The organism is Hymenobacter sp. BT730 (assembly GCF_030542105.1).
Classification (GTDB): domain Bacteria; phylum Bacteroidota; class Bacteroidia; order Cytophagales; family Hymenobacteraceae; genus Hymenobacter.
The window spans coordinates 1-13,130 of the sequence record NZ_JAUOFB010000004.1; the positions used below are offsets into that span (position 1 = coordinate 1).

The 13,130-nt window shown below is 55.0% G+C and carries 10 protein-coding genes; 3 read left to right on the forward strand and 7 right to left on the reverse strand.

Annotated elements, in window-relative coordinates:
• Both Q4G72_RS12615 and Q4G72_RS12620 read left to right on the forward strand, forming a co-directional pair.
• A partial coding sequence (locus tag Q4G72_RS12615; RefSeq protein WP_502213680.1) for a PKD domain-containing protein occupies positions 1-4,290 on the forward strand: 4,290 nt, incomplete at its 5' end.
• A gap of 259 nt (positions 4,291-4,549) precedes the next feature.
• Positions 4,550-5,431, forward strand: a complete 882-nt coding sequence (locus Q4G72_RS12620; RefSeq protein WP_303311789.1) for a hypothetical protein — start codon at positions 4,550-4,552, stop codon at positions 5,429-5,431.
• A 73-nt stretch (positions 5,432-5,504) separates the two neighbouring features.
• Here Q4G72_RS12620 and trpS read toward each other — a convergent pair whose 3' ends face one another.
• The 6 genes from trpS to Q4G72_RS12650 form a co-directional block, all read right to left on the reverse strand.
• Positions 5,505-6,482 (reverse strand): tryptophan--tRNA ligase, encoded by a 978-nt coding sequence (gene trpS, locus Q4G72_RS12625; RefSeq protein WP_303311790.1) that lies wholly within the window; start codon positions 6,480-6,482, stop codon positions 5,505-5,507.
• Positions 6,430-7,173, reverse strand: a complete 744-nt coding sequence (locus Q4G72_RS12630; protein WP_303311791.1) for a hypothetical protein — start codon at positions 7,171-7,173, stop codon at positions 6,430-6,432. The genes trpS and Q4G72_RS12630 overlap by 53 nt, the downstream gene beginning before the upstream one ends.
• Before the next feature lie 36 nt (positions 7,174-7,209).
• Positions 7,210-7,977: a queuosine precursor transporter gene (locus Q4G72_RS12635; RefSeq protein WP_303311792.1), complete on the reverse strand. Its 768-nt coding sequence runs from the start codon at positions 7,975-7,977 to the stop codon at positions 7,210-7,212.
• Between the two features lie 75 nt (positions 7,978-8,052).
• A complete protein-coding gene (locus tag Q4G72_RS12640) occupies positions 8,053-8,988 on the reverse strand; it encodes a ribonuclease Z (protein ID WP_303311793.1) in 936 nt (311 codons plus the stop codon).
• Positions 8,989-9,109: 121 nt separating this feature from the next.
• Positions 9,110-9,484 carry an STAS domain-containing protein gene (locus Q4G72_RS12645; protein WP_044517066.1) on the reverse strand — a complete coding sequence of 125 codons (375 nt, stop codon included), beginning with the start codon at positions 9,482-9,484 and terminating at the stop codon, positions 9,110-9,112.
• Positions 9,485-9,555: 71 nt separating this feature from the next.
• Positions 9,556-10,398 (reverse strand): DUF4198 domain-containing protein, encoded by an 843-nt coding sequence (locus Q4G72_RS12650; RefSeq protein ID WP_303311794.1) that lies wholly within the window; start codon positions 10,396-10,398, stop codon positions 9,556-9,558.
• A 323-nt stretch (positions 10,399-10,721) separates the two neighbouring features.
• Between Q4G72_RS12650 and Q4G72_RS12655 the strand changes: the two genes are divergently transcribed.
• Positions 10,722-11,216: a hypothetical protein gene (locus Q4G72_RS12655; RefSeq protein WP_303311795.1), complete on the forward strand. Its 495-nt coding sequence runs from the start codon at positions 10,722-10,724 to the stop codon at positions 11,214-11,216.
• On the opposite strand, the gene Q4G72_RS12660 is transcribed toward Q4G72_RS12655, so the two are convergent.
• A complete protein-coding gene (locus Q4G72_RS12660) occupies positions 11,213-13,039 on the reverse strand; it encodes a glycosyltransferase (RefSeq protein ID WP_502213681.1) in 1,827 nt (608 codons plus the stop codon). The two genes, Q4G72_RS12655 and Q4G72_RS12660, sit on opposite strands and share 4 nt — an antisense overlap.
• Positions 13,040-13,130: the final 91 nt, after the last annotated feature.

Genomic DNA, 13,130 nt, shown 5'->3' on the forward strand with positions numbered 1-13,130 from the left:
CACGAGCACCCCGAGCCAGTGGACACGGCCCGGCAGACGACGACCACCGTCGAGCCGTTGGGCTGCGTGGACGAGGAATATTACTACCGCATTGAGCTGACCGTGACCGATGCCGCCGGGCTGTCCACCAGGCAGGAAGTGCGCCTGAATCCGGATTGTAATACCACGCCTGTGAATTTGGTCAGCTATGGCGCCACGTGGAAGTACCTGGACAATGGCACCAACCAAGGCACCGGTTGGCGCAGCAGTAGTTATGATGATGCCAGCTGGAAAAGCGGGCCCGGGCAACTGGGCTATGGCGACGGGGATGAAGCCACTCTCGTCAGCTACGGACCCAATGCCAGCAACCGCTACATCACTACCTATTTCCGCAATAGCCTCAGTATTGCTGATATCAGTGCCTTCACTTCCTTCACGGCTAATCTGAAGCGGGATGATGGGGCGGTGGTGTATGTCAATGGAACAGAAGTTTACCGCAGTAACCTGCCCACGGGCACCATCAGCTATACCACCCGGGCTACCGGGGCTACCGATGACGGGGCCACGCCGCAAACCTTCACCATCCCGGCCTCGGCCTTTGTCTCGGGTAATAATGTCATTGCCGTGGAGGTGCACCAGTCCGATCCGGGCAGCTCGGATCTGTCCTTCGACTTCTCCCTGGTTGGCCTCAGTAAGGGCAGCAGCAGTAACCAGCTACCGGTAGCTAATGCGGGCGCGGATAAGAGCATTACGCTGCCTACGAGCAGCGTGGTATTGGATGGCTCGGCCACGGATGCCGATGGCAGCATTGCGTCCTATGCCTGGACGCAGGTGAGCGGGCCCAATACCGCCACCTTTAGCAGTAGCACGGTGGCCGCGCCCACGGTCAGTGGGCTGGTAGCCGGCAGCTATGTCTTCAGCCTAACGGCGAAAGACAATCTGGGTGCCAGCAGTGCGGCCGATCAGGTGACGGTGACGGTTAACGGAACTACCTCCACCAGCAGCCTGATTGCCTTTGGGGCCACATGGAAATATCTGGACAATGGCACCAACCAGGGCACTACCTGGCGCGGCAGTAGTTATGATGATGCCAGCTGGAAAAGTGGACCCGGGCAGCTGGGCTATGGCGATGGCGACGAGGCCACTCTCGTCAGCTACGGACCCAATGCCAGCAACCGCTACATCACTACCTATTTCCGTCGGGCCATTACCATTAGTAATCCGGGAGGTTTTACCTCGTACTCGGCCAGCATTAAGCGGGATGATGGGGCCGTGGTCTACGTGAATGGCACGGAAGTGTACCGCAGTAATTTGCCCACGGGCACCGTCAGCTACACCACGCTAGCTCAGACGCAAGCCCCTGATGACGGCGCCACTGCCCAGGTATTTACCATTCCGGCCTCGGCTTTTGTATCGGGCACCAACGTCATTACTGTGGAAATCCATCAGAATGATGTGGTCAGCTCCGACCTTTCTTTCGATTTTTCCCTAACTGGTACCGGGCCCACCGGAGGTACTAATCAGGCACCGGTCGCCAATGCCGGTGCAGATAAATCGATTACCCTGCCCATCAATAGTGTGGTGCTAGATGGCTCGGCTACGGATGCCGACGGCAGTATTGCGTCGTATGTCTGGACACAGGTCAGTGGACCCAATACCGCCACGTTCAGTAGTTTCTCCGCCGCCGCGCCTACCGTTAGCGGATTGGCTGCGGGTAGTTATGTGTTTAGCTTATCGGTAACGGATGACAAAGGTGCGGCCAGTGCAGCAGACCAGGTAACCGTTACCGTGAATGCTGCCACTGCCAATCAGCTACCGGTGGCCAATGCCGGTGCAGATAAAACCATAACCCTGCCTACGAGCAGTGTGGTATTGGATGGTGCAGCGACCGATGCCGACGGCAGTATTGCGTCGTATGCCTGGAGTCAGGTCAGTGGCCCGAATACCGCCACGTTCAGTAGTAGCACGGTGGCCGTGCCCACGGTCAGTGGGCTGGTGGCCGGCAGCTATGTGTTCAGCTTAATAGCAACGGATAACCAGGGCGGCGTCAGCGTAGCAGATCAGGTGAGCGTGGTGGTGAATAGTAGCTCTTCTACCAGCACATTAGTGGCCTTTGGGGCCACATGGAAATATCTGGACAATGGCACCAATCAAGGCACTACTTGGCGCGGCAGTAGTTATGATGATGCCAGCTGGAAAAGCGGGCCCGGGCAGCTGGGCTATGGCGACGGAGATGAAGCCACTCTCGTCAGCTACGGACCCAATGCCAGCAACAAGTATGTTACCACCTACTTCCGCCGCGCTATTACGCTAGCCGATATCAGTACTTATAGCTCATTCTCGGCCAGCATTAAGCGGGATGATGGGGCCGTGGTCTACGTGAATGGCACGGAAGTGTACCGCAGTAATTTGCCCACGGGCACCGTCAGCTACACCACGCTAGCCCAAACGCAGGCCCCTGATGACGGCGCCACTGCCCAGGCGTTTACCATTCCAGCCTCCGCTTTTGTATCGGGCACCAACCTCATTGCTGTGGAAATCCACCAGAATGATGTAGTCAGCTCCGACTTGTCCTTTGATTTCTCTTTAACCGGCACGGGTACCGGTGCCGGCAGCAGTAATCAGTTGCCGGTGGCCAATGCTGGCGCGGATAAAACCATAACCCTGCCTACGAGCAGTGTGGTATTGGATGGCTCGGCCACGGATGCCGATGGCAGCATTGCGTCCTATGCCTGGACACAGGTGAGCGGCCCGAATACCGCTACGTTCAGTAGTTTTTCCGCCGCCACGCCTACCGTCAGTGACCTGGTAGCCGGCAGCTATGTCTTCAGCCTAACGGCGAAAGACAATCTGGGTGCCAGCAGTGCGGCCGATCAGGTGAGTATTACCGTGAATGCGGAAGCGGTGAACCAGGTGCCTGTTGCCCATGCTGGCGCCGATAAATCAATTACCCTTCCCGTCAATAGTGTGAGTCTGGATGGCTCGGGTACCGATGCTGACGGCAGCATCAGCGCCTATACCTGGAGTCAGGAGAGTGGACCTAATACGGCTACTTTCTCAAGCAATACACAAGCTGTGCCTACTGTTAGCGGTCTGATAGCGGGCAGCTACGTGTTCAGCCTGGTTGTAGCTGATAACCACGGTGCCCCCAGTCCCGCTGATCAGGTAACCGTTACGGTAAGTCCCGAAGCAGTTAACCAGTTGCCTGTCGCCAATGCCGGGGTGGATAAGAGCATTACGCTGCCTACGAGCAGTGTGGTATTGGATGGCTCGGCCACGGATGCCGATGGCAGCATTGCGTCCTATGCCTGGACACAGGTGAGCGGCCCGAATACCGCTACGTTCAGTAGTTTTTCCGCCGCCACGCCTACCGTCAGTGACCTGGTAGCTGGTAGCTATGTGTTCAGCTTAACGGCAACGGACGATAAAGGCGGGGTAAGTGCCGCCGATGAAATAACCTTAACGGTGAATCCGGAGCCGGCCAGCAGTTCGCTCATTGCTTTTGGAGATACGTGGAAATATCTCGACAATGGCACCAATCAGGGCAACAGCTGGCGGGCGAAAAGCTTTAACGACGCCAGCTGGAAAAGCGGGCCATCGGAGCTGGGCTATGGGGATGGCGACGAGGCCACCATTGTGAGCTACGGTACAAATCCCAATAGAAAACATATTACCACGTATTTCCGCAAAAGCATCAGTATTAGTGATGCCAGTGCGTTCAGCTCTTACACAGCCAGCCTGAAGCGCGACGATGGGGTAGTGATGTATGTGAATGGGACGGAGGTGTACCGCAATAATCTGCCTACCGGCAATATCTCAAGCAATTCCTTAGCCGCCGTGGCTTCTGATGATGGTGCTTCATCCATCTCCTTTACCATTCCGGCCTCTGCTTTTGTAACGGGCACCAACGTGGTAGCGGCAGAGGTGCACCAGGAAAGTCGCAGTAGCCCGGATATTTCTTTTAACCTCACATTGAAAGGCGTTAATGCAATAGCGGCGGCCAAAACCGTTGCCACGCTCACGGCCAAACACCCTGTCACCTCTTCGTACATAGGCATAAGCGTGTATCCCAACCCATCGGCCGATGGGAAGTACGTAGTGGGGTTAGCAGAGCCATTACAGGGGGAGGTTATCTACACGCTTTTCTCGCCTCTGGGCGCCAGAATTGCTACTGGCAGGCTGCAACTCAAAGCACCAACGGCTACGCTTCCTTTTAATTTCTCGCGGGAAATGCCGTCGGTGGGCATGTATTACCTCCAGTTGGAAAACGGGCACGGCCTGAACACCCAGATGAAGCTTCTGCGCCAGTAAGGTCCGCCTTCTACTGGCTGCCCAATCATAGCCCGGGCTGCTCTCCCTAACCTGGGAAGCAGTCCGGGCTATTTTTTAAAGAGTTAGCGCTGAGGAGAAAGTAAGCCACCGGGGCAGTACTATCCAATATTGGCACCTGAGGTACCATAATAGGCCGGTTTTTCGTACATAGGGAGCTTTAACCCGCGCCTTTTCTCCGCGTAGGATACTCATCTCACCTTCGCAGGCCTTTCTCTTGCCTGCCACCTCTATTGCACGCATGGCCAAACGCACATCCAAAAAGACCTCGACCGAAGCGCTGATAGAAACTCAGCCCACTGACCCGGGAGTAACCGCGCCCGTTCCTGAAAAGCGAGTGAAAGCTAAACAATTGGTCCCCAAGAATGGGGCTGATACCAGTGGCAAATCGGAAGCTCTCCATCACATAGATTCTATTACGCCGGAAGCCGTAAACGAGCGTTTAGAGCTTATTTTCGAAGGGCTTCGGCAAAAATCTACCGCCAAGCAAGCTATATACCGCAACACCCTGGCTGCCTTTGAACTGCTGCGGAAGGTCTCTAGGGAACTGGTAGTGGAGCTCAGCAGCAAGCTCACGCCCGTAGATGCCAGCGTAGCCATTGAATATGTTCCCGTAAACGAAATGGAGTTTCACATCCGGTTTTCCGGCGACCTGCTCGTTTTCGTGCTTCACTCCAACATCGTCACCTTCCCTGATGACTATGGGCCTATGCGCACTGACTACGTAGAGGCTGATTTCCGCAGGCGCTTCTTCGGGCATATTATGGCCTACAACTTTATGGCCGACAGCATCAAATACCAGCGCATGAACGACCCCGGCTACCTGGTAGGCCGCCTGCTCATCAACATCGACAGCCATTATTTTCTGGAGGGCGTGCAGCAGCTGGAAATGCCGGATCTGGATATGTCGGATAACCAAGTCACGGCCGATGCCATGAAGCTTTTTGTGGAAAGCGCCATGATTGCCGCCGTCAACAACGACCTGATTGCGCCGCCCCTGCCGGAAATCCAAAAGATTACGGTAAAGCAAAAAATAGAAAACCAGCAGGTAAGCCGAGGCAGCAAAGTAGGCTTCAGCTTCTCGCACCAGCAACGCCCCGGCGTAGACGGCTTGATTTACTAGTAGAGACCCACCCACAAAAAAGGCTTTCCGTTTCGGAAAGCCTTTTTTGTGGTGAAGGAGGCCAGCAAACGGATTAACGACGCAGATAGCCTACTTTCTCGCGTACCTTGTTCAGTACTTCGGAACCGTAAGCCTGGGCCTTGCGGGCTCCTTCGGCCAGGCGGGCATCTACCTCCGGCAGGTTATTCATGTAAAAGTTGAACTGCTCCCGCTCGGTGGCAAATCGGCGCATTATCACCTCAAACAGTGCCTGCTTGGCATGGCCGTAGCCGTAGCCGCCGGCCAGGTAGCGCTGGCGCATATCCTCGGTTTCGGCGGGCGTGGCCAGCAGGGAGAAGAGCTTGAAAGTAGTATCGGTATCCGGGTTTTTAGGTGCTTCCAGCGGAGTACTGTCTGAAACAATGCTGCGCACCGTTTTAAGCAGGGCTTTTTCCTCGGCAAAGATGTCGATGATGTTGCCGTAGCTCTTGCTCATTTTGGCCCCATCGAGGCCCGGAATGGTCATGAGCTGCTCGTCTACGCGGGCCTGGGGCAGCACGAAGGTTTCGCCATAACGGTTGTTGAAGGCCGAGGCAATGTCGCGGGCTATTTCCAGGTGCTGAATCTGGTCTTTGCCTACGGGTACCACTTCGGCATCATATAGCAGAATATCGGCCGCCATCAGCACAGGATAGGTAAACAGGCCCGCATTCACGTCCGAGAGTCTATCCGACTTGTCCTTAAACGAGTGGGCATTAGCCAGCATCGGGAAAGGCGTGAAGCAGGAGAGGTACCACGTCAGCTCCGCTACCTGCGGCACGTCCGACTGACGGTAGAACAAGTTCTTCTCTGTATCGAAGCCACAGGCAAGCCAGGCGGCGGCTACCGCGTAGGTGTTTTGCCGCAACGTTTCCGCATCACGCACTGTGGTGAGGGAGTGCAAATCAGCAATGAAATACAAGGAGTCATTGGCGGTGTTTTTCGACAGCTCAATGGCCGGAAAAATAGCACCCAGCAGGTTACCTAAGTGAGGGCGGCCTGTGCTCTGAATGCCGGTTAGTATTCGGGACATAATTAGTAGGTAAGTCGGTCCAGTTACTGGTATTAGAAGGAGGGCTCCAATTAGTTGGAGTAAATTCTTGGTTGGTATTCAAAGCATGAATAACACCTGGAAGGTCGTCCAGTATAATACGCTTTTCCTTTAATAGCTTCGCTAAATCAGGGCGGGTGCTAAAAAATGGCAGAAGAGCCTCTCGAAATTTCGGACCACCGTGTGTTACTTGATTGGCTGGGATAGGTGAAATTTCGTGTCCAGTTGCCCAACGCAGCAAGTAAAGCTCAGAACTAGTACTACCACCGGGGCTCATTGTACCACCAGCACCCATCATAACTGCCGAACCGGATGTGAATTCATAGCGCATCAGAATAACCTGCCCACTGTCGAGTAATTCCACAAAGGCTTGGTCCTCAAAGCCGCTAGCAATGCTGGCGGGGACGTCAAAATTTTGAGCTACAATGAATTTATGTTGGCCTATACGAAAGGAACTCACTTCGTTAGGAGTAAGCTTCAAGTTCTTGCCAACTGTCGAGTCCTTAACCATTAATACTGAGTTGCCTCGTAGCTTGAGTTCACAGTTATGGCGCTGGTTTTGGTTGCTTTTTAGTACATAGGATCCTGATTCGAACTGAGAAAATATCTGCGCTAATACTAACTGTGGGAATAGAAGCCCAACAAATAGAATAAGTAGAGGGAAACGCATCAAGGATAACAGAATAAGGATTGTAGATTATTATTTCAGTTACACACTCACATTAGCGGCCGCTTCCTGCTGCAGTTCCGTGGTTTCCTCCTGGCCCAGATACCGGTCAATCAGGAAATGGGCCAGGTAAAGCACCGGCGTGAGTAGAATAGCCGCCGCGAATTTATACCAGTAATTGGTGTTAGCCACCCGCAGCACTTGTTCAAAAGACCAATTGCCAAAAAGGTAGAACGCCACAAAGAGCACCACAAACGAATCAACCAGCTGCGAAATAAGCGTAGAGCCCGTAGCGCGCAGCCACACCATGCGGCTGCCCGTAATGCGGCGCAACGCCTGGAATACGGTGGCATCCAGCACCTGACCTATTAGGAAGGCTGTGATTGAGCCGGTTATAATGCCCAAGCCCTGGCGGAAAATGCTTTGATAGGCAAAGTCAATATTGAAAGGCTGGCCCTGCGCATCTACCTTATTTACATCCAGCCAGAAGGCAGCGGGAGGCAAGTGGGTGGTCAGCAGAATAATCAGGAAAGCATACAGAATCAGCGCTACAGTCAGAAAGCTAACCCGCAGCACACCTTCCCGCCCAAAGTATTCATTGATAATATCGGTGGTGATGAACACTGCAGGCCAGATCAGTACCCCGGCAGTCAGGTCGCCGGGAATAGTGTTGGGTATGCCCAGCAAGGCGTTGGCCGAGAAAATCTTCACCCCAATGATTTCCGCCAGCAGGGCATTAACCACAAAAATGCCACTCAGAACCAGATATAGCTGCTGCTTTTTACGGGCATAGGAGGATACAGGAAGCATAGAAGAAAATCAGGCACCCGGAACCAGGCGCCGGGGCAAAGTGGGAGTAAGCCAGTAAAGTAGTTGCAACTTAGATCAAGCCAGAATGGCCGTAGTAGGCACACTGACTATAGTGCCTTCCAGGGCCAGCTGCGTATTGGAAAACTCCGTGCGCGCTTCGCGCAACAGGGGCTCCAGGTCGCGGTAGCGAGAGGAAAAGTGCCCGATTAGGAGCTGTCCTACATCAGCCAGGCGTGCTAACTCGCCGGCCTGGCGGGCAGTAGAGTGCAGCGTAACCGCGGCCCGCTCCCGCAGCTCCTCCAGAAAAGTGGCTTCATGATACAGAATATCCACCTTGTGCACCATCTCCGCCATAGAGGGCGTAAAGACGGTATCGGAACAGAAGGCATAGCTGCGGGCGTGCTTGGGTGGGCCAGCTACATCGGCGTGGCGCACCAGCATTGCGCCGGTGGCTTCATCTACTACATCTTCGCCCTGGGCTAGTTGGTGCAGCTGGGTTGGGGTGAGGCCGGCAGGTAACAGCTCCCGTACCAGGGAACGGCGGCGCGGCTGCTCCCGGAACAGGTAGCCGCAGCACGGAATGCGGTGGTGCATGGGCATGGTATGCACCGTTACGTTGCGGTCCTCATACACCAGCAGGTGCTGAGTAGGGTCTACCAAAGTATATTCCAGCTCAAAGCCCAGCTCGGTGCCGGAGTGGCGAAACTGGGTAGTCAGCACTTCATCCAGGCCGGCCGGCCCAAATAGGTGCAGCGGCTCAGTGCGGCCCTGCAGGTGCATGGTGCCCAGCAGACCAAACAGCCCAAAGAAATGGTCGCCGTGCAGATGGCTGATAAAAATAACCTTGAGGCGGTGGGGGCTAATCTTGTGCTCCAGTAGCCGCCGCTGCGTACCCTCGCCACAGTCCAGCAGGTACAGCATGTTGCCCACGGTCAGCACCTGGGCCGTGTGATGACGATTGGGAACCGGCGTGGCCGATCCACTGCCTAGTATTCTTAGCTCAAACTCCAAGGCGGCTGCGGGCTGCCGCTACTAGCGGCTGTGTGCGTGGGGAATAAAAAAAGCTGTTGGCCGTTAGCCGTTAGCTTATAAAGACTAACAGCTAACGGCCAACAGCTCCAGGCATAGAAAGCTATTCTTTGCTGGTCAGGTCACGCTCAATGGCGTGCAGGAAAATACGGTCAATGCCTTCTTCCACGGTGGGCAGAATGTTCAAAACCGACTCCAGCTTGCTGATGGTGATGAGCTTCATAACGTGGTCCTGCAGGCCGGTGAGAACCAGCAACCCACCCGTGGAATTACACAAGCGGTTGGCAATCAGGATAGAGCTCAGGCCCGAGGAATCCGTGTACTTCACATTGGTGAGGTCCAGGATGAGGTTATTAATCCCCTCGGCATTCAGTTTCACAAACTCCGATTTCAGGTCTGGCGCAACGGTGGTGTCGAGCTTCTTCTCGTCAATCGTGATGATTGTGTAAGTTTCTTTTTTATCAATCGTGTACTTCATGCCGTCGGGAAATTCGGTGGTTGCGAGAGTTGCGAAGGTAGTAAAAAAAATGGTTGTATAAAGCGTGCGAATCAGCGTCGGGCTGACTTGCCCAGCCCGAAGGTAAGGCTTGCCCAGGCACTTTGCCAATCGGCCGTTTTAGAGTCGGGATGGGGGCGCATGCGTACCGCAGTTACCAGCACTTCCACAGGGGTAGGAGGCAGCCGCACGAGCACGCGGCCCTCACCAGAAGTGTACATATTTTGCACAGTAGCGGGCTGGGTAGGCAGGCCTGCTTTCAGCCACACGCGCACCAACTGGCCGCGCGCGGGCTGGCCGTTTTCCAGCACCCGTACCGTAATAGAAGTGCCAGGGCGCAGGGCATAAGGGTTTTGCTCCGGTACCAGCTCCAGGGGCTGGCCCAGCACCGCATTGAATGGACCATCGGAGGCAGTACCTACCTGTACCAGCGTTTTGGCACAGCGGCGGTAGGTTTCACGGGCAGGCTTTTCCAGCTGCTTGCGTCTCTGGCGCGTTAGCAGCACTTGGTCCAGACCTTCTGCTTTCAGGTAGTTATTAAACTCAGTGGCACTTTGGGTCAGGCTGACTTCGTTGCTGGTAAAGCCCAGCAGATGGGTGCCAGACTCATTCAGTGCCAGGCTGGTCTGCAGCGTATCGTGTTGGGTGGCAATTTGGGTAAGGTCCACGGTATCGTTGGGAGCATAGTGCAGTAGCTGCGCCACGCGCTGGCTGGTGCCGCTCCACCGCTCCCCCTTAAACTGCTGGCCTACCAGCCGCTGTACGTAAACAGTGGCACCCGGCGAGACGTGATATTGGCTGGGACGCAGCCAGAAATCATTGCCCAAAGCGACCTGGCCCAGCAGAAAAGCTGCGCATAGCATCGAAACCTTAGAGAAGCGGGGAAAGGGATGCATGCGAAAAGAAAATGCCGGATAGCTGAAAGTCTCACAAGGTACAAGATGCCAGCATAAGCCAGAACAAGCTTTCCTGTTTTGCTAAAAAAGAAACGCAAAGGAGTTTAATTTGTTTAACATTTTATACTAAAAAATTAAACAAAATTGCGGATTTACCTGACTTCAATTCAAGCTGCTTGGTGGCAAGTAGAGAAGCAGACAGCGGCAAGATCAGCTGGAGAAATTCAATGGCATTAGCCGTAACGGCTTATTGCCACATGCTTATGTGATTGACGCGGGCAGAAGGGGACAGTATTTTTGGAAGGTAATCCAGAGCCCCTCCCATGAAATTTCTGCTTCAGTATATTGATCAATTGGTAATGGGAGCGACGGTGCTGGCTTCGGCCTGGTATTGCCGCCGGGCCTATGTCACCTTTCGGCCGCCTATGCGCCCCGGCGCTTTGTTTGCGGTTATTCTGGGGCCTATGCTAGTGGCCCTTAGCATGGGGGCTCATCTGGTCGAAATCCTCTTTCATGCGCTGGAGCGAATAGAGCAGGATACCTTCCATTTCGATTTTCATTTCTACGCTCTATTGCAAATGGGCGTGGTGTTTCTGGGTATCAGCAGCTACATGCTCGGGCAGGTGTGGCTGCTCTGCCGCGGACGTTCCCGGGCCGGGCGACAAATCTGGTGGGCCGCGCTTTTGCTGAGCGGGTTGAGCGCGCCCACCGTGGTGTTCACGCCCATAGGGCTGCTGCCTACGCTGGCCTGCGTGGTTTCTGTGGTAGGGTTACGCTTGGTGTATAAGCCCATTGAGGAGCTGCAGCCTGTAGCTTAGCTGCGCTCCAGTGCCAGCGCATAAGCCCGGTCATAGTACACGCGCAGGTGTTTCCAGTCGAACATCTCCGAGGAGCTTTCCACCTGGTTGCGCTGCATAATTCGCTCCCGGCGGCTTTGGAGCACAAAATCCCACAGCACGGAGGTAAGCTGCTCGGCGGCTTCATCAAAGCTGCGCTCCTTGCGCTCAATCACATAAATGCCTTTATCCTCGTTGTCGGGCACATGCTGCATCACGTAGTCACCAAAGCCCGACAGGTCGCTGGTGATGGCGGGCACGCCGCGGGCCACGCACTCCAGGGGGGTGTAGCCCCAGGGCTCGTAGTAGCTGGGGAAGATGCCCAGGTGGCAGCCCCGCACAAACTGGCCGTACTCCATGCCAAACAGGGGAGAAGTAGGCGAGACGAAATCGGGATGATACACGATTTTCACCCGGTCGTGGCGGTTGTTCACCAAGTTGGCGCGGCGCACAAAGTCCAGAATGTCGTCGTTGTGGTCGTCTATCAAGTTATGGGTGATGACCGGGGGTAAGCTGGTGGTTTTCCAGCTTTGCAGCGTGCGGCGGTAGCGCAGCTTCCAGTAGTCATCTACCATGGCGCTGAGGTCAGGCAGGCGGTGGTCGGTGCTGGCGGCGGCAGCGTAGAACATCCGCTCACCCACCTGCTGTTCAATGGCTTCGCAGGTTTCGCGCACTTCGTTCAGAATAGCCCGGCTTTGCAGCACCTGCGGATTAATGCTATGGAAGGGCCGTTTAGTGATGAAGAACATGACCACCTGCCCATCTACCCCGCTCTGCTGAATGCGGTGGTTGAGGCGGGCCAGGGCTTCCAGGGTCAAATCAAAGCCCTTGTTGTGATACTCGTAGCGCCCGGAGGTAAAAAGGTATAGTGTATTATCGAGGTCGAAAGAATAGCTCTGAAAGAAGTGAGCCATTACAAACTCATGAATCTTGGCTTTGTACTGCTGATGCAGATTCTGAAACTCGTGCAGGGCCACAAACCGCTCAATGTTCAGGCCGTTGGGCAGCACCGCGTCCGGAATCCGGTCTAACAAGTAAATGCACTCCCGCACCGTCAGCTCGCTCACGGTGGTGAAGACGTGGGCACCGTGGGCCGCGGCCCTCTCAATGCGCACCGCCGTTTCAATGTTGAAATTCCGCGCCTCTGCTTCCCAGTCCACCTGCATCAGGTGGTCATAGAAGTTGGGGTCGTTCATGGCCAGGTAGCGGCCCAGCAGGGTGGCATGGGTGGTAAAGAGCAGGTGCGCTGGTGTTTGCTCGCGGCGCAGATCCGGAATGGCAACGCCAGTCATCCATTCATGAAAATGCACCAGCACTTGCTGCGTAACCTCGGCCGTAAGCTCCTGCACAAACACTTTGGCCAGCACACCAAAAGCTTCTACCTGGTGCAGCAGGTCGTCATTATCGGGGGTAGGAATACCATGGTGTTCCCACAGGTCGCGCTTGATATCTCCCAGGCGCGGATAGGCCTGGAAAGGATTTAATAGCACTGCCCGGGGACGCCCCGTTATCAGCCACACCCCATACTGCACATCGTAGCCGGCGGCCCGCATCCGGCGCACGGCCCGGGCAAATGGGTCGCGGGCGGCAGCCAGCTGCGTTTCCGACAAAGGCTCAAATTCAGCCTGCGCCTGATTGGCGAAATAAGGCCCCAGCAAACAGTACCGGTCTTGCCAGCCCTGCACGGTGGCGGGTACTTTAGAACGTATAACGGTGTAAATACCGCCTACCTGATTACAAACTTCCCAGGCTACTTCAACCAACAGGGCATCGGGCGCAACTATATCGGGGGTAGATTGAGGCACTTGCACAGAATACAGAACAGAAGGTGGTGGGGAGCAGCGTAAGGTAAGCGGGAGAAGCGTACTTCAGGCTGGAATTAGCAGAAAAAAAATG